Origin of the sequence: Pseudescherichia vulneris, assembly GCF_902164725.1 — a bacterium.
Taxonomy (GTDB): Bacteria; Pseudomonadota; Gammaproteobacteria; order Enterobacterales; family Enterobacteriaceae; genus Pseudescherichia; species Pseudescherichia vulneris.
The window spans coordinates 2,316,846-2,334,756 of the sequence record NZ_LR607338.1; the positions used below are offsets into that span (position 1 = coordinate 2,316,846).

Here is a 17,911-nt window from a genome sequence, read left to right on the forward strand (position 1 = left end):
TCTGCTAAGCGGAAATTCCCGCCTCTCTTTACCAGCAGAGGCGGGATTTTGATCAGAAGCCGAGGCTGTCCAGCAGGTCGTCGACCTGATCCTGGCTGGCCACGACGCCTGCTTTGGTGGTGTCGAGCTGCGGCCCGTTGAGCAGGCTTTCGTTCTCGCGCTTTGGCCGCGCGGACGGCTCTGGCATGTTATCCAGCAGCACCATCAGCAGCTGACGCTCAATCTCCTGGATCACATCCATCATGCGCTTGATCACCTGACCGGTCAGATCCTGGAAATCCTGCGCCATCATGATGTCCAGCAGCTGGGCATTGGTGAAGCTGGTGTGGCCCGGCACGTCGCCAAGATACTGACGGGTGTCTTTGACCAGCTCTTTGGCGTCGGTCAGCTCGATCGGGTTCTCAAACCATGCGTCCCAACGTTTGGTCAGCGACTTCGCGCCGCTCTCCATTGCGTCCTGATGCGGCTGCGAGGCTTCTACGCTATTTAACGCACGCTCGGCGGCCTGGGCTGTCATCTGCACAACATAGTCCAGACGATCGCGGGCATCAGGGATCGCTTCTGCCGCTTCAGCAATGGCCTGGTCAAGGCCAAGCTCACGCAGGCTGTCGCGCAGCATGCGCGTCAGGCTGCCGATGCGGGCGATAATGTCCCCGGGCGATTGCTCATCCGTAGGTTTCATTTGCGATTGCATCATCATCATCCGGTCCTCACATGCCGAGTTTCTCGAAGATCTTGCCGAGTTTTTCTTCCAGGGTTGCGGCCGTAAACGGCTTCACCACGTAACCACTTGCACCCGCCTGCGCGGCCGCAATGATGTTCTCTTTCTTCGCCTCTGCGGTTACCATCAGCACCGGCAGGGAAGCCATGGCGCTGTTGCCGCGAATGGTTTTCAGCAGCTCCAGGCCGTCCATGTTGGGCATGTTCCAGTCGGAGATAACGAAGCCAAACCCGCCCGCCTGGAGCTTGTTCAGCGCATCAACGCCGTCCTCTGCCTCTTCTACGTTGTTGAAACCCAGCTCTTTCAGCAGGTTGCGCACGATGCGACGCATGGTGGAAAAGTCATCCACAACCAGAAACTTGAGCTCTTTGTCCGCCATAAAACTACACTCCTCGTTAAATACGTATTGCCTGTCCGGCACTGATTTTTGCCAGCATCTGCTGGCTTACCTGGCTAAGATCGACCACTTCGCTTACGCCACCCATATTGATAGCTTCGCGCGGCATGCCGAACACCACACAACTTGCTTCATTTTGCGCAATCGTCCAGGCGCCCGCCTGGTGCATTGCTAACATACCGGCCGCGCCGTCGTTGCCCATGCCGGTGAGGATCACCCCCACGGCGTTGCGCCCCGCGTGCTTCGCGACCGAATGAAACAGCACGTCTACCGCCGGACGATGCCGGTTAACCGGCGGTCCGTCGTGAATTTTGATCTGATAGTTTGCACCGCTGCGCGCCAGCTCCATGTGCTTATCGCCAGGGGCAATATAGGCATGACCCGGCAGCACGCGCTCGCCGTCCTCCGCCTCTTTTACGCTGATCTGACAGAGCTTGTTCAGACGCTCGGCGAACGAGCGGGTAAAGCCCGGCGGCATGTGCTGGGTAATAAGAATACCGGGACTGGAGAGCGGCAATGGCTGGAGTACATGGCGAATTGCCTCTGTTCCGCCGGTTGAAGCCCCGATCGCCAGCAGCTTTTCCGAACTTAACAGCGGCCCGGCTTTCAGGGTTACCGGGGCGGAGACCGGATTGTGCGCGGCCAGCTTGGCCCGCGAGGCCGTCCGCACCTTCTCGGCAATCATCTCGCTATAGGCGAGCATGCCCTCACGGATCCCCAGCTGCGGCTTGGTGACAAAGTCAATTGCCCCCAGCTCCAGCGCACGCAGGGTCACTTCAGAGCCTTTCCCGGTCAGGGAGGAGACCATCACCACCGGCATTGGCCGCAGGCGCATTAGCTTCTCAAGAAAGTCGAGGCCGTCCATGCGCGGCATTTCAACGTCCAGGGTCAGAACATCCGGATTGTATTTCTTGATCAAATCCCGCGCGACCAGCGGATCCGGCGCGGTAGCCACCATCTCCATATCACTGTGGCTGTTGATAATCTCCGTCATGATCTGGCGCATCAGCGCGGAGTCATCCACAGACAGAACCCTGATTTTACTCATGCTTTATCCTTACTCAGCGCATAAACCGTCTGCCCACGCAGGGTAAACTCGCGCACAAGGTTGCTGAAATTCTCCGAATGCCCGGCGAACATCAGTCCGTCAGGCTTAAGCATTGGGGCAAAGCGGCGCAAAATGTCCTGCTGCGTCGTTTTATCAAAATAGATCATCACGTTACGACAAAAAATAGCGTCAAACGGGCCCGGCACGTTGTACTGCTTATCCAGCAGGTTGAGCGGCTGGAAGTCGACGAAGTTCGCCAGCTCCTGGCGCACCCGCACCAGCCCGGCATGGGGCCCGGTGCCGCGCATAAAGTAGCGCTGCAGCTGCTGGGGAGAGAGCGTTTTCAGCTCCTCCAGGCGGTAGATGCCGCTGCGGGCTTTCTCCAGCACCTCGGTGTCGATATCGCTGGCAATGACTTTCCAGCGCCCCTGCACCATGCCCAGCGCATCCGCCAGGGTAATGGCGAGCGAGTAGGGCTCTTCGCCAGTCGACGCGGCGGCGCTCCAGACGCGGTACTCACCGCTGTGCTTGCGGGCATGATCGGCCAGCACCGGGAAGTGGTGGGCTTCACGGAAGAAGGCGGTCAGGTTAGTGGTCAGCGAGTTGATAAATGCCTGCCACTCGGCGCTGCTCTGGTTCGCTTCCAGCATGCTCAGGTAGCGGCCAAAATCATCCAGCCCCAGCGTACGCAGGCGGCGAACCAGTCGGTTGTAGACCATGTCTCGCTTATGGTCAGCCAGCACGATCCCCGCACGCTGGTAAATCAATTGACATATCCGACGAAAATGCGCGTCGGACAGCGCAAGGCGCTGAGGGAACTGCATAGTTAATGACGTTTGCCCGTTGGGCAGTGGTGATGTCATAGCGCCTTCTCAATTACTTTCAGGATAATGCTGGCACAGCCCTGGGGGGTGCCACGTCGGGTTGACCGATTTGTTCATCTAACTTAAATACCGCGACCTGGGACGTAAGACGATCCGCCTGGTGCGCTAACTGTTCGGTTGCCGCAGCGGCCTCCTCTACCAGAGAGGCGTTCTGCTGCGTAACCTGATCCATCTGGCTGACCGCCAGCGCGACCTGCTCGATACCCCGGCGCTGCTCATCGGAGGCGGAAGCAATTTCGCCCATGATGTCATTCACCTGAGTGACAGAGCGGACAATGTCGGTCATGGTCTGCGCCGCCGTATCTACCAGGGCAGAACCCTGCTGCACGCGGGCAACGGAATCCTCGATTAACCCTTTGATCTCTTTCGCCGCCTCGGCGCTGCGGCTGGCCAGGTTGCGTACTTCTCCAGCCACGACGGCAAAACCACGCCCCTGCTCGCCCGCCCGCGCGGCCTCAACGGCGGCGTTCAGCGCCAGAATATTGGTCTGGAAGGCAATGCCATCGATCACGCTGATGATGTCGCCAATTTTCTGCGAGCTGGTGGCAATATCATGCATGGTGTCAGCCACCCGCGAGGTCTGCTCCCCACCTTTTCTTGCGGTTTCTGCCGCGCCGTGAGAGAGCACCGACGCCTGACGGGCGTTGTCCGCGTTCTGGGAAACCGTCGCGGTAAGCTGCTCCATGCTGGCGGCGGTTTCGGCCAGCGACGCCGCCTGCTGCTCGGTACGCGCCGAGAGATCGTTATTGCCTGCCGCAATTTCTGAGATGCCGGTGTGCATCGACACGCTGCCTTCGCGCACGTTGGCCACCGTGCCACGCAGCGCGGTCTGCATCTTTTTCAGGCTGGCAAAAATGGCGGAGATTTCGTTGCGGCCATAGACCGAGATCGGCCGCGCCAGGTCGCCCCCGGCGATGCTGTCAAAGTGGCTGCTGATAATCGCCAGCGGCTGCACGATCATTCTGCGTGACCAGAACAGCCCGGCGGAGATCAGCCCCGCGGCCAGAATCAACACGGTAATAAAGGTTGCCGCCGACATGTGGTAGTTAGTGCCACTGGCTGCCGTTGCGGTCACGACAAAGCGATCGATATAGTGCTGCCAGGCGGTAAAGGTCGCCTCAAAAGCATCCTGGGACTGCTGCACCGGCGCGGTCATAAAATCAGAGAGCTGGTTATTCGTAAGCCAGGTCGCCTGATGCTCTAAATCACTCATCCAGGTACCGTAGGTGGTCTTCGCCTGCGCCTTGAGCTTCTCTCCTTCCGGTGAGATCGCCTCAATAGCATCAAACTCTTTGAGCTGGGCGGTGGCGAGTTGCAGGTTGCTGCGAGCCGAACTCATCAGCCCTTTAATATCATCCGGCGGATAGCTTAAGGCGGTCAGCGTGCCCGCCTTGTTCAGCGAGGTGCTGGTCTGCAATAACACGGCACGCATCTGGGCCAGCGTGTTGCGCTGGTGGTTGCTCTTTTCAACCTGCTCCAGATGCTGGAAACCATCGCGGAAGGCCCAAAAAGAGAGGCCGTTGCTTCCCACCAGCAACAGACCGCAAACAATCAGTAAGATAAACAGTGTGGTCGAGATACGAATACGATTAAACATCTACGCTCCCATCAGGCGGCTAACGCCGCAATATCAATACGATCAAAAAGTTTCCCAGTTATCATCCTGTCCGGTACTGAGCTGAGGTTTGCTCGCAGGGGCTGAAACGAACTCCCTCCCCTGCAAGCGGTGCTGCGCCGGATTTTCAGGGACGGCGGCAAGGCGGAAAGCAGAGACCGCCTGCGTGAGTCGACTGGCCTGTTCTTCTAATGCTGCGGCTGCGGCCGCAGACTCTTCTACCAGCGACGCGTTCTGCTGTGTCACGCTGTCCATCTCCGATACCGCCAGCGCCACCTGGTCGATGCCCTTGCTCTGCTCATCAGAGGCAGAGGCAATCTCGCCCATAATGTCGGTCACCCGGGTAACCGCATTGACGATATCGTTCATGGTCTCCCCGGCGCTCTCGACCAGCACCGAGCCGGTATCCACGCGCGAGACGGAATCTTCAATTAACGCCTTGATCTCTTTGGCTGCGTTGGCGCTGCGGCTGGCAAGGTTACGCACCTCACCGGCGACGACGGCAAAGCCGCGCCCCTGCTCGCCCGCACGGGCGGCCTCTACGGCGGCGTTAAGCGCCAGAATATTGGTCTGGAACGCGATGCCGTCGATCACGCTGGTGATATCGGCAATTTTCTTCGAGCTGGCGGCGATGTCATGCATGGTTTTCACCACGCCATCCACTACCTTGCCCCCGCGTCCGGCGGTTTCGGAGGCGCTGAGCGCCAGCTGCGAAGCCTGACGCGCGTTATCGGCGTTCTGCTTCACGGTGGCGGTGAGCTGCTCCATGCTGGCAGCGGTCTGCTCCAGCGCGGAGGCCTGCTGCTCGGTACGGGAAGAGAGATCGTTGTTGCCAGCGGCGATTTCGCTGGTTCCGCTGTGGATCGCATCCGATCCCCGGCGCACGTTGGTCACGGTGTCGATCAGCGAGCGCTGCATATGCTCAACGCTGTCCGCCAGTTCGGTAATTTCGTTTTTCCCTTCAATCACCAGGGTCTGGGTCAGATCCCCGCTAGCGATGTCGCGAATATGGCGGATCACATTAGCCAGCGGGTTCAGCAGGATATGGCGAATGCCGTACCACACCGCGGCCAGCACGATGACCAGCGCCAGGGCGAGGATCGCCATCTGCCACTGGGCGAAGCGGTAGTCGTGGCTGCTCTGGGTAAAGGCGTTGTGGTACAGCTCGCTGCTGAGCTGGGCGTACTGCCCTAGCGCATCACCCATGGCATTCTGCATCCCCTGGGTTGGCTGAGCGAAAAAGGCGTCCATATTGCCGCTCTCCAGGAACTGGATCAGCTCCGTGAGCCCGGCGCTGTAGTTGCGATACTTGTCATCAAGCTGCTGGCTGACCTGCGCCATGGCCGGTACGGTCGGCAGCGCTTTGTAGGCGTCATAATGCTTTGCCGCCTCCGCAAGCGAGGCATGGGCGCTCTTCAGCAGATCGGTTTTGGCGCTGCTCTGTTGATTCGCCGGATCCATCATCATGCGCGCTGACGAACGGCTGAGGTTGATGCGCGTTTGCAGCATCAGCTCCCAGGTTTTGGTCAGCTCGGTCTGCTGCTGACGAAGATCGTTAGCATCAGCAAAGCTCTGCTGATTCTGCTTCAGCGACGAGAACAACAGACCACCCGATACCAGCTGCAGAAGTGCGAAAACCACCAGCACCATCATGAGCATTGTGACAACGCGGATACGGTTCAACATGCAACACCTTATTGATGACTTATTAACGGTGTTATCGGCATGTGGGGCGGGAACTTTACATTTGCGAAAGGGAAATAATCCGCTACGCACCTAACTGATTAAAAGGCGATATCCACCACCACCGTATCGCTGTAGGTTCCGGCGGGCGGCGTCGTCTGGGTAGTGAGCACCCGGGCCGTATAGTTATAGGTACGCACCAGGCCGTTGGCACTGAGCAAGGACGCGGCGCTGCTGGCCCAGCGTTCGGTGCCGCTGCTGCCCCAGCGTGCGGTGGTGCTGCCTTTGTAGATCTCGTAGCTTAAGCGGTTATTACCCGAGGCCATATTGCGCACGTTGCCGCTGGCGTTGCTGCCGTTATTAATCCCCACGCTATAGACGCTGCCTTTCGTGCAGGTCACCGCAACCCCCTGCGCCACCGCCGGGAAGTTCTTAACCAGCGGCGCGCTGCCGAAGTTGACGTTTGGCGCGGTGATAGTGATGCAGTCGTTGGTTATGCTGATGGTCGCCGTGACGGCAACGGGTACGGTACCGGTCTGCCACGAGGTGCAGCCGCCAAGCAGGCCCAGCGAGCAGATGTTATAGGTGACGTTGAGGTTAAAAGTGGCCTGGTACTGGCCCGCCGCCACGGTCTGCCCGGAGAGAGTGCGGAAATAGATCGGCAGGACAATACGCCGGGTATTCAGCAGATCGAGCAGCGCGTTTCCGCTCCAGGTGTAGCTGCCGCCTATTAGCGCCTCGCTGTTGTTATTGCACCCCGCGGCCCCGCACAGCCGCACCGGGATGGTATCGGTGCTGGCGGGGTTATCCACCCGGCGCAGGATCGCCCGGTTACTGACCGCGGCGCTGGCGCTGCTCAGCTGCATGGTGATGGTATTGCCCGTGAGCAGATTCAGCAGCACCGCATCGCACTGAACCGTCAGGCTGCCGCTGATCTCCTGCTCGGTGCTGTTGAGCGCAAACGAGGTGACGGTACCAAAAACGCCGTTGGTGGGCGTCACCGTACAGGCTGACCACGCCAGCGGGCTGCATCCCATCAGCAGCAGAAAAAGCACAATAGCGCGGCGCATCAGCGTCTCTCCTCACAGGTAAGCGGCCCGTAGGTCTGTAATTTATGATCGGGATTTGCGCCGATTGTCAGGCGGGCATAGCAGGTGCGATTATCAGGCGTGCTCACCCGCAGGGCGTTTATGTCGCTGAGGTTTTCCAAAAAGGCGATGCCGTCATAGCCCACCGGCGTCGGGGAGCGGCCTTCCCGGTAGACCTGGCTACCCACCGGCAGGGCCTGTCCCTGGGCATCGTGCAGGATCACGCTGGCGACCCGCTCCTGCTCCATCGGGAACTCCACCAGGTAGCCGCTCTGACGGCGCAGGGCGATCCGCCGCTCGGTCTCTTTCAGGCGCGTATCGGCGGGCAGATTGAGGGTATTGATACTGTAGCTGGCGGGATAGTACGCCGAGACGCCGCTCACCAGCAGATAGCCTTTATCGTTGGTCTTACCCACAGGCTGGTTCTCATAGCTTACCGGCACGTTGGCATTGCCGCCGGTGCTAACCACCACAAAGGCGTCGTTGATCTTGTTAGCCGCAAAAAGCTGGCCGTCCATCAGCACCAGCGAACCCAGCGCCTCGCCCCACCAGGTCATCATGCCCGACTCACCGTAGCCGCCCCCCTGTAATTCCACGCTGTTGTTGCGCCAGTTGAGCGTCGCCTGCTGATAGTTGTCCGACTGCGGCTGGCGGGCAAAGGCCATATTCCAGCCGAAGCCGCCGTCGGTAGGCATCGCGTGGTTATAGTTGATGCGCTGGCTGGTGCCCGCATCCGGGGTTTTCTCTATGCTGATGGCCGCGCTGTCCCGCTCACCGATGGGGATTTGCAGCGACATCGCAAAGGTCCAGTCGTCCCGCTGTTTATCGTGGCTGGCCGCCAGGTAGAGGCTGCTGCTGCCCCACAGGTTACGGCTCCAGGAGAGGTTCAGCAGCTCAGTCTTCTGGTTATCGAAGCTGCGAACGCCAATCCAGGCCGCGCCGACGTTGCCATAGTCGCCCATGTTAAAGGTCAGCGAATATTGATCGGTATTACGGCTCAGGGTTGCCAGCGGCTGGCGATCGTCATCGTAAACGATGGTCTGATCGTAGAGGGCCAGGTTGCCAAAGCCGCGCTCGCGGCGAGTATGCTGGGTAGCGATGCTGAAGACGCTGGTGCTGTACTGATAGCCCCAGTTGAACTGGCTGCCGCTGCTGCCGCGCATCCGGCTCTCTGTCCACGAGGCGTTCACCACACCGTACTGGCCCAGCTTCACCACCCCGCCCGCGCCGCCGAGGGTCAGCTCCTCTGCGGCTTCACCATGGCCTTCAAAGGTGAAGTAATCCGTTACCCCATAACGCAGAGAGCCGCTGCCCGCCGCCGGACCATAGTTGAAGTCGTCAATGCCGTAGTTACGCCGCAGGCTGCCGAGGGTGACGGCCCCATCGGTAATGCCGCTCTTCAGCACGTCGCTGGAGACGTAGAACGGTAGCGTGGTGCTGACCTGACGCCCCAGCGCGTCGGTGGTAACCAGCACCGCATCCCCCGCCCCGTTAATATAGGGCAGATTGGTCAGAGTAAAGGGGCCAGGCTGAAGCTGGGTGGATCCGGCCCGGTAGCCGTTGATAAAGACGTCTACCGCCGTCGGCACCGCCGCTTCGCCGGTAAACGCCGGTAGCGGCCAGGTGACCAGATCCGGGCGCAGCGAGAAATCGCGGCCGTAGCGGATCCCGCCCATGCGCACGCTACTGCTCCAGTTCAACGAGTCGGAGATAACGTCTCCCAGCTGCCACTCGGTGGCATCATCCTCATTGGTAAATAGCAGCGTGGTGTCGTAGCGGGTATAGCCCTCGTTTTGTCCGGCGGTGCCGGAGAGATATTCCCGCAGCGTGCCGGTGGAGGAGAACACCGCGTTGCTGTCGAAGTAGCGAAACTCATGCCACAGGGAGGCCTGGCTACCGGCGTGCTCGGTGCTGCTGGTATAGATATCATAGTTGAGCAGCGCTCCCCGCCCGTAGTGCGGTTTGGTCCGCGCGGTTTCGCCGCTAAAGGAGGTAGCGCGATCCCCGACCCACTCCCGAGGCACAAACAGCAGCAGCCGCTGGCGATTGCTGTCATATTCAGTGCGAACGTCGGTCAGCGTCGAGAGGTCAACGTCTCCAGGTGGCAGGTGCTCGGTGGGGATCCCGGCCCGCTGCAGGTCGCTGTTGGCAACGATATAGTTCCCCTGACGCCGCGTAACGGGCACCACGAGTTCGGTATCGTAATAGTTAACTACCAGCGAAAGGTGGAAGACCGCCTGAGCGTTAATGGCCTGCGCATCCGGCGGCGGCGGCAAGGCATCATCCCCCTCCTCTGCCAGCGCATCCGTCACTCCCCCCAGCAGCATCATCAGCGGTAGGATCAGTTTGCGGGAGACGACTGCCATTTGGTATCCCTGGCATTAATCGTCGCCGTCATGGTCGTCGGATTGCTAAGTCCAGAGGGAAGCGGCCAACTGCGCGCCCCGCCCGGCAGCACGTATCCCAGCAGGCCGTCGGCCAGCTCGCGCCGCTGGCTACCCTGCTGAATGCTAACCTGGCTCAGGCGCACGTGTACATCGCTGCGGTTGCGTACCTCCAGAGCGGGTTTCCCGCCTTCGCGTATCACCCGCCAGCTCAGATCCCGGGCGTTAACCAAGGCATGGTTTGCCCCCTCGGTGATGGTCTCCACGCCCTGGCCATAGACAAACAGCGGAATGGAGTAGCGCATCTGAATTTTCAGGCCGATCTGCGGCGTGTCGCCGCTCGCGGGCTGGGGAATTTCATCCACAATGATCCGGTAGCCTTGCTCAATACCGGCGGGAACCTGGCTTTGCTTGATCAGGCGAATCAGCTGCTTGCCGCCTTTATCGATTCGCACAATCGGCGGGCTGGCGACCACGTCCTGCTGGGCCTGATAGCGTTCATGGCCACCTTCCTGGGTCCAGCGCATGATGCGCACCTGCATCGTTGTCGGCGTATTCCCCTGATTCTGGATCCACAGCTCGGTCGCTTTCGCATCGGCGGCCAGCCAGGGATCGATTGGCCAGAGTAGAATGGTGGCTGCGGCCTGTGCCTGCTGCGCCATACCCGTTAGCGCCAGCAGGGCACCTGCTATTAGGCTCCGGCCCATAATGGTTTTCATGATCCTTCTCCCTGTATGACCTTACCAGGACAACGTTACGGTCAGTTGATCGGTATAATTTCCTGCGGGGCTGAACCCCGTGAGCTGCGCCGCGCCAAACAGTGTCAGCGCGATATTGTTGCTATCGCTGTAGGTGATCGAGAACGCCTGGTTAACGCCAATTTCCGTGTTAGCCGCCAGCGTGCTGCTGCGATAGAGCCGGTATGGCACGCGATCCGTGCCCCCGCTGCGCTGCATGTTGCGCACGGTTCCGTAGTTCAGACCGCCGTTGATGCTCATACTTAACGCCACCCCAGGGGTGCAGGCGAGAGAGAGCGCGCTGTTGGGTACAAAGCTGGTCGTGACCTGACCGCTCGCCACGCCGCTGCGACTCCCGAAGTCCAGAGAGCCGAGCAGACCGCCACTGCCGCTGACTACCGAACATCCTGCTGCAATGGTTGCTCCAACCTGAAATGACTGGGTGTTAACCGTCAGCGCGGTGGCGCTTCCTGCCAACCCCAGCAGCCCCAAACCGAAGACGATGCGCAGCATGCTTCGGCCAGGTGCCGGGAGCGTGTCGACTCCCTCAGGCTTCATGGCGTTGGCGTCAGTAGATCACGCTCACGTTTATCGTATCGGAGTAGGTGCCGGGCACGACGGTCACGCTGTTGCCCCCCCCCTGGATGCGGCCAAAGAGGGTATAGTTATTCACGCCGCCGGCCGTCGAGGCCACCGGCAGCGGAGCGTTATTGGCGATGACGTTACTGAAGCCGCTGTCGCTGTAGAGGCTGTAGGCTACGCCCTGAGTTGCATTAGCGGTGTTAACCAAATAGCGCGCCGGCGTGCCTGGCGTGCCCACCACCGTGGCAGGCGCAACGGTATTGGTGGTGCCGGTGATCTGCACGGTATAGGTGTCGGTGGTGCACTGAATAGCAAAGCTGTTGCCGCCGTTAGCCCCGGTGAGCTGCGTGGTAAGCTCGGAGAAGGTAGCGGGATGGGTACCGAAGTCCAGAGAGCCGAAGTTAATGCCGCTCTGGTTCGGCGAGCCGTTGATCAGGCAGCCGTTGGTTAAGGTCAGCGTTGCGTTGATGGTCCCACTGCTGGTTACCGCATGGGCGTTTCCGGCCAGAGCCAGCGCACCGCTTGCTAAAACGAGGAGGATTTTTCTGTTCATGTTGTCGCCTCAGTGAAAAAGCAGGATTAACAGAAATTTAGCTTACGGGGTTGCAAAGAACCACCCTGTAAAGACCTGCTCAAACCATCGGCGTATTGACACAAAATTGCATTATCTTTCAAAGAATTAACTTTGTTAACAGCTCGTAACAAAGTGCAACGGGAATGATATATTCATTATCGCGTGATCTGCTTCACAATATATTGTCTAGTGTTGCATTCGCGGTTTTAGCAAAACTTAAAACTTATTAATGAGTAATGAAAAAGCGGCATGAAACGGGGTTAAAAAAACGCTCCCGGGGCCGGGAGCGTTGAGGGGCATTAGGCAACGTGCGCTGCTGCGCTGTCCAACAGGGCCATCTCGTCGCTGTTCAGCAGCTTCTCGATGTTGACCAGGATCAGCATGCGGTCACCCAGCGCGCCGAGGCCGGTGAGATATTCCGTTGACAGGGTAACGGCAAACTCCGGCGCAGGGCGGATCTGATCGGAGGCCAGCGACAGCACGTCAGAGACGCCGTCCACTACAATTCCGACCACGCGCTGACCCAGATTGAGCACGATCACCACGGTGTTATCGTTATACTCCACGTCCTGCTGGCTGAATTTAACCCGCAGATCGACGATGGGCACAATCACACCGCGCAGGTTAGTTACCCCTTTGATAAAGTCCGGGGTGTTGGCAATACGGGTTACCTGATCGTAACCGCGGATCTCCTGCACTTTCAGGATATCGATGCCGTACTCTTCATCGCCTAAAGTGAATACCAGAAATTCCTGACCCGATGGCTCACCAGCCAGTTTCGTTACATTACTCATACCGGTCATATATTTACCTTTTTAACTAAATCAGGCGGCTGTGTACGCCACACGTTGCTCACGGTTTAATCCCTGTAACGCCGACACATCGACGATCAGCGCCACGCTGCCATCGCCGAGGATAGTTGCAGCGGAGATGCCCGGCACCTTACGGTAGTTGCTCTCAAGGTTCTTCACGACAACCTGATGTTGGCCAATAAGCTGATCCACCAGCAGCGCGTAGCGGCGGCCTGCGCTTTGCAGGATCACCACAATGCCTTTCGTCGCCTCTGTTTTTGCGCCGTCGACGTCAAAGACTTTCCACAGCTCGACCAGCGGCAGATATTCGCCACGCACTTCCAGCACGCGCTCGCCGCCCGCCAGCGGATGCAGATCCTCTTCACGCGGCTGCAGGGACTCCATCACCGCGTTCAGCGGCAGGATAAAGACCTCGTCGCTCACCTTCACCGACATGCCGTCGAGGATCGCCAGCGTCAGCGGCAGCAGAATGCGGATGGTAGTCCCTGCGCCCTGCTTCGACTGGATCTCAACGTGGCCACCCATCTCCTGGATGTTACGTTTCACCACGTCCATGCCCACACCGCGGCCGGAGACGTCGGTCACCTGCTCTGCGGTGGAGAAGCCTGGGGCGAAGATCAGCATGCCGACCTCTTCGTCGGTCATGTTTTCATGCACCGCCATACCCTGCGATACCGCTTTCGCCAGAATGCGCTCGCGGTTGAGGCCTGCGCCGTCGTCGATCACTTCGATACAGATATTGCCGCCCTGATGCTCGGCGGAAAGGGTCAGGTTACCGACCGGAGATTTTCCGGCGGCAACACGGTTATCCGGCAGCTCAATGCCGTGGTCGAGGCTGTTACGCACCAGGTGCGTTAACGGATCGATAATGCGCTCGATCAGGCTCTTATCCAGTTCGGTCGAGCTGCCCAGCAGCGTCAGTTCGATCTGCTTGTTGAGCTTGCTCGCCAGGTCGCGCACCAGGCGCGGGAAGCGGCTAAAGACGTACTCCATCGGCATCATACGGATGGACATCACCGACTCTTGCAGATCGCGGGCGTTACGCTGCAGCTGACCCATGCTGGTGATCAGATCGCCATGGTTGACTGGATCCAGTTCGTTAGAGCGCTGGGCCAGCATCGACTGGGTGATCACCAGTTCGCCGACCAGGTTGATCAGCTGGTCCACTTTTTCAACGGCAACGCGGATGCTGGTAGATTCGCTGACGCGGGCCGGTTTCTCTGCGCGCTCCTGACGGGCGGCAGGCTGCTCACGCGGCGCGCTTTGGGCAACCGCTACCGGCTGGGCGACCAGCGTCGGGGCAGCAGGTGCAGCCTCGGTTACGGCAGCCGCTGCTGGCGCATCGGTAAAGCTAATCTGATCCGGCTCGATCACGAAGCACAGCACGGCAACCAGGTCATCTTCACTCACGCCGCCTTCCAGCGTCGCGCTCAGAGAATCCGCGCCTTTGACGACGTCGCTGAGGGTAGCCAGGTTTTTCAGCTCGTCTTCCAGCAGGTTGACTTCGCCCTCTTTCAGACGCGACAGGACAATACGCAGTTTGCCATCGTTAGCAGCCGCAGGCGCGGCGGCGGACGCGGTATCAGCAACGGCCTGGGCATTATCGACAACGGTCAGCTTAGCGCCACCTGCCGCAGCGGAAGGCACTTCGCCTTTCGCTTCCAGTGCCAGCTGGCGCAGCGCATTGCAGATATACTCAAAGCTGGCAGCATCTGGCTCTTGCGAGCTTTTATAGGCGTCGAGCTGTTCCTGCATAATATCTTTGGTTTCCAAAAACAGGTTAATAATGTCGGTATTGAGCTGCATCTCTCCGCGCCGGGCCTCATCCAGCAGGTTTTCCATCAGGTGCGTGGTCTCCTGCAAAATGGTAAAGCCAAACGTGCCTGCTCCCCCCTTTATGGAGTGGGCCGCACGAAAGATGGCATTGAGCTGCTCTGAATCGGGCGCTTCCGGCACCAGGTCCAGCAGGTGTTGCTCCATGTCAGCCAACAACTCGTCAGCTTCATCAAAAAACGTCTGATAAAAATCGCTAATATCCATGCTCACGCTATCACCTCGGATCGGGTTGTGGCGATGTGGGAACGGTCGCCTGAGGCTGTGCCCCCGGCTGTTGTAATACACTTACCGGCTCGTTTTGGCTTTCGGCGTTTTCGTGCAGAATTGCCTGTTCTGCTTGTCTATTGAGTACTAAAAGACTGATACGACGGTTAACGGCGTCATCGGATCCTTTGTCGCTCAGGCGCATGGTGGCGGCCATGCCGACCACGCGCAGCACTTTCCCGTCGTCCAGCCCGCCTACAACCAGCTCGCGCCGCGAGGCGTTAGCACGGTCGGCAGAAAGCTCCCAGTTGCTGTAGCCGCGTTCGCCGTTGGCATACGGGAAGTCATCGGTGTGGCCGGAGAGGCTGATACGGTTCGGAATGTTGTTTAGCACCGGCGCAATCGCGCGCAGAATATCGCGCATGTACGGCTCCACCTCGGCGCTGCCGGTTTTAAACATCGGCCGGTTTTGGCTATCGATAATCTGAATACGCAGCCCCTCCTGCACCAGGTCAATCTTCAGGTGCGGACGCAGCGCACGCAGCTTCGGATCGGCCTCGATCAGCTGATCGAGATCGCCGCGCAGCTTGCTCAGACGAGACTGCTCCATCTTCTGGCGCAGATCTTCGACGTTAGGCTGGCGCTGCACCTCCCCTTTCTGCTGGGTGACGTCATCACCGCCGCCAGGGATGGGGCTATCGCTGTTGGAGATCCGCGGGCCACCGGCAATGGAGGTCGCCAGCGGGGTGCGGAAGTACTCCGCAATCTGGATCAGCTCTTTCGGACTGGAGATAGAGATCAGCCACATCACCAGGAAGAATGCCATCATTGCCGTCATAAAATCGGCGTAGGCGATCTTCCAGGATCCGTGCGAGCCGCCTCCGTGCCCCTTATGCTTGCGCCGTTTTACAACGACAATAGGATGGGCCTGGTTTTTCATGCGTCCTCAGTCGTGGTCTGCTGGTTTGGGTTACGGACCGCGCGGACGTGCTCATCCAGTTCGATAAAGGACGGTCGCTCGCTGGAGTAGAGCGTTTTGCGGCCAAATTCAACGGCAATCGGTGGCGCATAGCCATTCAGGTTGGAGAGCAGCGTGATCTTGACGCACTGCATCATCTTGGTGGTCTCCGCGCTCTTCTGGCGCAGCACGGTTGCCAGCGGCGAAATAAAACCGTAGGCCAGCAGAATACCGAGGAAGGTCCCTACCATCGCATGGGCGATCAGCGCCCCCAGCTCGGCCGCCGGGCGATCTGCCGAGGCCAGGGCGTGAACCACCCCCATAACCGCCGCCACGATACCGAACGCAGGCAGCGAGTCGCCGACCATGGCCAGGCTGTTTGCTGGCACTTCGGCTTCGCTCTCGTGGGTCTCGATCTCTTCGTCCATCAGCGCTTCGATTTCGAAGGTGTTCATATTGCCGCTGATGATCAGGCGCAGATAGTCGACGATAAATTCCAGCATCACCGGATCGGCAAGGATCCGCGGATAGTTGGCAAAAATTTCGCTCTCTTTTGGATTCTCAATGTCACGCTCGAGGGAGAACATCCCCTGCTGACGCGACTTGGCCATCAGGCGATAGAGCAACGCCAGAAGATCCATGTAGACAGCTTTTGTATATTTGGAACGACGAAACAGCAAGGGAAGCGCCTTAAGCGTTCCTTTGATGGCTTTGCCGTTGTTGCCCACAATAAACGCACCCACGCCCGCGCCGCCGATAATAATCAGCTCAGCCGGTTGATAAAGTGCCCCAAGGTGTCCGCCGGTCATCATGTAACCGCCAAAGACTGTACCGAGAACAACAAGGTAACCTAATAAGATCAGCACGACATCATCCTTCCGCTGTTGACTAAGGCAAGGAAAAACAGTTTCTTAGGGTCTAACCCAACGGGGAGGCAAAAAAAAGCAGCGGTAATTGCTTACCGCTGCTGGAGTGTTACCCACGCCGTTACGTTAAACAGCCTGTTTGATCTGTTCATCCAGCAGTTGTGGAATAATATCGGCAGCTTCCGGGGAAAGTTTACGTCTTTTTACGGCCCTGGACGGCGGCTGGCATAAACTGCAGGCAAAACTCCCTACGGGCTGGTGAGCATGGGTAATAAAATTACCGTTACAGCAGTTGCAGCTTGAAAGTTGCAGCATACCGCTCTCAACAAAACGGACTAATGTCCATGCACGCGTCAGGGCTAACAGCGGCCCCTCTTCCGGCTGCGGGCACTGTTCCAGATAGAGGCGATAGGCTTTAATCACCGCATCAACGCCGCTGCACAGGCCTGTCTTGAGCAAAAATTGCCAGGCGTTGCAGAACATTGAGGCATGAATATTCTGTTCCCACGTCATAAACCAGTCGGTTGAAAAAGGGAGCATCCCTTTCGGCGGCGGGCTACCACGAAGTTCTTTGTAGAGTTTGATGAGGCGGCCACGGCTGAGCTGCGTTTCGCTTTCCAGCATTTGCAAACGCGCGCCCAGCGTAATCAGTTCCATCGCGAGTTGAATATCACGCGCTTCCTGGACAATGCTCTTTTCAGTCATTATTAAGCCCTTTTCTTCCGGGACGATGTGTCAGTACCCTGGTTGCTTTCATTAAGCAAACGCGTCGAGAGCAAAATACCGGTATGGACCTGCTGCAAGTCGTCTACGCGAGACTCCTGAGTCAGGCGAGTAATGGTCTGATGACTGTCAAAACGGAACTGGCAGATTAGCTGATTGGTTTCAGCTAATTTCACCATCTGTGGGAGTGATAATTCACCCATGGTAGACGCCATCTCCTCACTCATGCCCAGACGGAACATAGCGGAGGCTTTATCTTGACTAATCAAACGCTGTGCGAGCAGTAAATATGACAGGTTGATGTCATAAATATGTTTCAGCAACTCGGATGTATGCATTTTTCCCATCCAGAATAACCAACTAGTGTCTTATGCGGTCAAGCCGCACCCCGTGATGTCGCCGGGAAAAAACCCGGTATTAAAAAAGATAAGGCGAAATGCATCGTTTGAACTTAGTTGTTTAACGTGACGGCGATCGCATTGTCTGCCACCTCTCTCCGTTACGCTTTCAATCAATTCTTACAATTTACTAAGATTTTTCCTAAAGCGACGCAACTGTACTCGCGACCCGTAGGACATACAATTGGCAGCTGTGAATATTTTGAAAATAATGTGATCTACGTCACATAATTTACGTGAATATTTTAAAGAAATCCATACTTTTGACTTAGTGATTGTTTGATTTTTATACAATGAAGCGCCTTTTCTATTCCTTTTCGGCGAATAGTCATTCAATTTTATGTGTTACCTGGTGACCAGTCATCAGACCTCGGACTTTATGAGAACCTTAAGAGGCATAT

17 protein-coding genes are annotated in these 17,911 nt (G+C 58.1%); all 17 read right to left on the bottom strand.

Translation table 11 applies throughout. From position 1 onward, the window contains the following. Positions 1 to 52: 52 nt before the first annotated feature. The gene (gene cheZ, locus FN633_RS09895) at positions 53 to 697 is read right to left on the bottom strand and encodes a protein phosphatase CheZ (RefSeq protein ID WP_042391464.1); all 645 of its coding nucleotides are present in this window, start codon (positions 695 to 697) and stop codon (positions 53 to 55) included. Between the two features lie 13 nt (positions 698 to 710). Next, complete coding sequence (gene cheY / locus FN633_RS09900; RefSeq protein WP_042391378.1) at positions 711 to 1,100, bottom strand: chemotaxis response regulator CheY; 390 nt, start codon at positions 1,098 to 1,100, stop codon at positions 711 to 713. Positions 1,101 to 1,116: 16 nt separating this feature from the next. Further along, positions 1,117 to 2,166: a protein-glutamate methylesterase/protein-glutamine glutaminase gene (locus tag FN633_RS09905; RefSeq protein WP_042391379.1), complete on the bottom strand. Its 1,050-nt coding sequence runs from the start codon at positions 2,164 to 2,166 to the stop codon at positions 1,117 to 1,119. Then, entirely contained in the window at positions 2,163 to 3,029 is an 867-nt protein-coding gene (cheR, locus tag FN633_RS09910) for a protein-glutamate O-methyltransferase CheR (RefSeq protein ID WP_042391380.1), read from the bottom strand. The genes FN633_RS09905 and cheR overlap by 4 nt, the downstream gene beginning before the upstream one ends. A gap of 19 nt (positions 3,030 to 3,048) precedes the next feature. Continuing rightward, a complete protein-coding gene (tap, locus tag FN633_RS09915; RefSeq protein WP_154057588.1) occupies positions 3,049 to 4,647 on the bottom strand; it encodes a methyl-accepting chemotaxis protein IV in 1,599 nt (532 codons plus the stop codon). Positions 4,648 to 4,689: 42 nt separating this feature from the next. Then, positions 4,690 to 6,351 carry a methyl-accepting chemotaxis protein II gene (gene tar / locus FN633_RS09920; protein ID WP_154057589.1) on the bottom strand — a complete coding sequence of 554 codons (1,662 nt, stop codon included), beginning with the start codon at positions 6,349 to 6,351 and terminating at the stop codon, positions 4,690 to 4,692. A gap of 98 nt (positions 6,352 to 6,449) precedes the next feature. Next, positions 6,450 to 7,418 (bottom strand): Csu type fimbrial protein, encoded by a 969-nt coding sequence (locus FN633_RS09925; protein WP_154057590.1) that lies wholly within the window; start codon positions 7,416 to 7,418, stop codon positions 6,450 to 6,452. After that, positions 7,418 to 9,802, bottom strand: coding sequence for a fimbria/pilus outer membrane usher protein (locus tag FN633_RS09930; RefSeq protein ID WP_154057591.1), 2,385 nt, complete (start codon positions 9,800 to 9,802; stop codon positions 7,418 to 7,420). The genes FN633_RS09925 and FN633_RS09930 overlap by 1 nt, the downstream gene beginning before the upstream one ends. After that, positions 9,778 to 10,539 (bottom strand): fimbrial biogenesis chaperone, encoded by a 762-nt coding sequence (locus tag FN633_RS09935; protein ID WP_154057592.1) that lies wholly within the window; start codon positions 10,537 to 10,539, stop codon positions 9,778 to 9,780. The genes FN633_RS09930 and FN633_RS09935 overlap by 25 nt, the downstream gene beginning before the upstream one ends. 21 nt (positions 10,540 to 10,560) lie before the next feature. Further along, positions 10,561 to 11,070: a Csu type fimbrial protein gene (locus FN633_RS09940; RefSeq protein ID WP_154058898.1), complete on the bottom strand. Its 510-nt coding sequence runs from the start codon at positions 11,068 to 11,070 to the stop codon at positions 10,561 to 10,563. Between the two features lie 55 nt (positions 11,071 to 11,125). Beyond that, the gene (locus FN633_RS09945; protein WP_042391388.1) at positions 11,126 to 11,692 is read right to left on the bottom strand and encodes a Csu type fimbrial protein; all 567 of its coding nucleotides are present in this window, start codon (positions 11,690 to 11,692) and stop codon (positions 11,126 to 11,128) included. A gap of 320 nt (positions 11,693 to 12,012) precedes the next feature. After that, on the bottom strand, positions 12,013 to 12,516 hold the full coding sequence (cheW, locus tag FN633_RS09950; protein WP_154057593.1) for a chemotaxis protein CheW: 504 nt from the start codon (positions 12,514 to 12,516) through the stop codon (positions 12,013 to 12,015). 21 nt (positions 12,517 to 12,537) lie between these two features. After that, complete coding sequence (gene cheA / locus FN633_RS09955) at positions 12,538 to 14,571, bottom strand: chemotaxis protein CheA (protein WP_154057594.1); 2,034 nt, start codon at positions 14,569 to 14,571, stop codon at positions 12,538 to 12,540. A gap of 4 nt (positions 14,572 to 14,575) precedes the next feature. Then, positions 14,576 to 15,505 (bottom strand): flagellar motor protein MotB, encoded by a 930-nt coding sequence (gene motB, locus FN633_RS09960; RefSeq protein WP_154057595.1) that lies wholly within the window; start codon positions 15,503 to 15,505, stop codon positions 14,576 to 14,578. Beyond that, positions 15,502 to 16,389 carry a flagellar motor stator protein MotA gene (gene motA, locus FN633_RS09965; protein ID WP_042391392.1) on the bottom strand — a complete coding sequence of 296 codons (888 nt, stop codon included), beginning with the start codon at positions 16,387 to 16,389 and terminating at the stop codon, positions 15,502 to 15,504. Before motA ends, motB begins: the two co-directional genes overlap by 4 nt. A gap of 126 nt (positions 16,390 to 16,515) precedes the next feature. Then, positions 16,516 to 17,094, bottom strand: coding sequence for a flagellar transcriptional regulator FlhC (gene flhC, locus FN633_RS09970; protein WP_042391394.1), 579 nt, complete (start codon positions 17,092 to 17,094; stop codon positions 16,516 to 16,518). 2 nt (positions 17,095 to 17,096) lie between these two features. Beyond that, positions 17,097 to 17,450 carry a flagellar transcriptional regulator FlhD gene (flhD, locus tag FN633_RS09975; RefSeq protein WP_208674027.1) on the bottom strand — a complete coding sequence of 118 codons (354 nt, stop codon included), beginning with the start codon at positions 17,448 to 17,450 and terminating at the stop codon, positions 17,097 to 17,099. Positions 17,451 to 17,911: the final 461 nt, after the last annotated feature.

What these genes read in the sequence shown, in the direction of transcription:
- motB (WP_154057595.1), bottom strand. Translation starts at nt 15,505, where the DNA reads ATGAAAAACCAGGCCCATCCTATTGTCGTTGTAAAACGGCGCAAGCAT.
- cheY (WP_042391378.1), bottom strand. Translation starts at nt 1,100, where the DNA reads ATGGCGGACAAAGAGCTCAAGTTTCTGGTTGTGGATGACTTTTCCACC.
- FN633_RS09940 (WP_154058898.1), bottom strand. Translation starts at nt 11,070, where the DNA reads ATGCTGCGCATCGTCTTCGGTTTGGGGCTGCTGGGGTTGGCAGGAAGC.
- flhC (WP_042391394.1), bottom strand. Translation starts at nt 17,094, where the DNA reads ATGACTGAAAAGAGCATTGTCCAGGAAGCGCGTGATATTCAACTCGCG.
- FN633_RS09930 (WP_154057591.1), bottom strand. Translation starts at nt 9,802, where the DNA reads ATGGCAGTCGTCTCCCGCAAACTGATCCTACCGCTGATGATGCTGCTG.
- cheR (WP_042391380.1), bottom strand. Translation starts at nt 3,029, where the DNA reads ATGACATCACCACTGCCCAACGGGCAAACGTCATTAACTATGCAGTTC.
- FN633_RS09925 (WP_154057590.1), bottom strand. Translation starts at nt 7,418, where the DNA reads ATGCGCCGCGCTATTGTGCTTTTTCTGCTGCTGATGGGATGCAGCCCG.
- FN633_RS09945 (WP_042391388.1), bottom strand. Translation starts at nt 11,692, where the DNA reads ATGAACAGAAAAATCCTCCTCGTTTTAGCAAGCGGTGCGCTGGCTCTG.
- cheW (WP_154057593.1), bottom strand. Translation starts at nt 12,516, where the DNA reads ATGACCGGTATGAGTAATGTAACGAAACTGGCTGGTGAGCCATCGGGT.
- flhD (WP_208674027.1), bottom strand. Translation starts at nt 17,450, where the DNA reads ATGCATACATCCGAGTTGCTGAAACATATTTATGACATCAACCTGTCA.
- FN633_RS09935 (WP_154057592.1), bottom strand. Translation starts at nt 10,539, where the DNA reads ATGAAAACCATTATGGGCCGGAGCCTAATAGCAGGTGCCCTGCTGGCG.
- cheZ (WP_042391464.1), bottom strand. Translation starts at nt 697, where the DNA reads ATGATGCAATCGCAAATGAAACCTACGGATGAGCAATCGCCCGGGGAC.
- tap (WP_154057588.1), bottom strand. Translation starts at nt 4,647, where the DNA reads ATGTTTAATCGTATTCGTATCTCGACCACACTGTTTATCTTACTGATT.
- tar (WP_154057589.1), bottom strand. Translation starts at nt 6,351, where the DNA reads ATGTTGAACCGTATCCGCGTTGTCACAATGCTCATGATGGTGCTGGTG.
- FN633_RS09905 (WP_042391379.1), bottom strand. Translation starts at nt 2,166, where the DNA reads ATGAGTAAAATCAGGGTTCTGTCTGTGGATGACTCCGCGCTGATGCGC.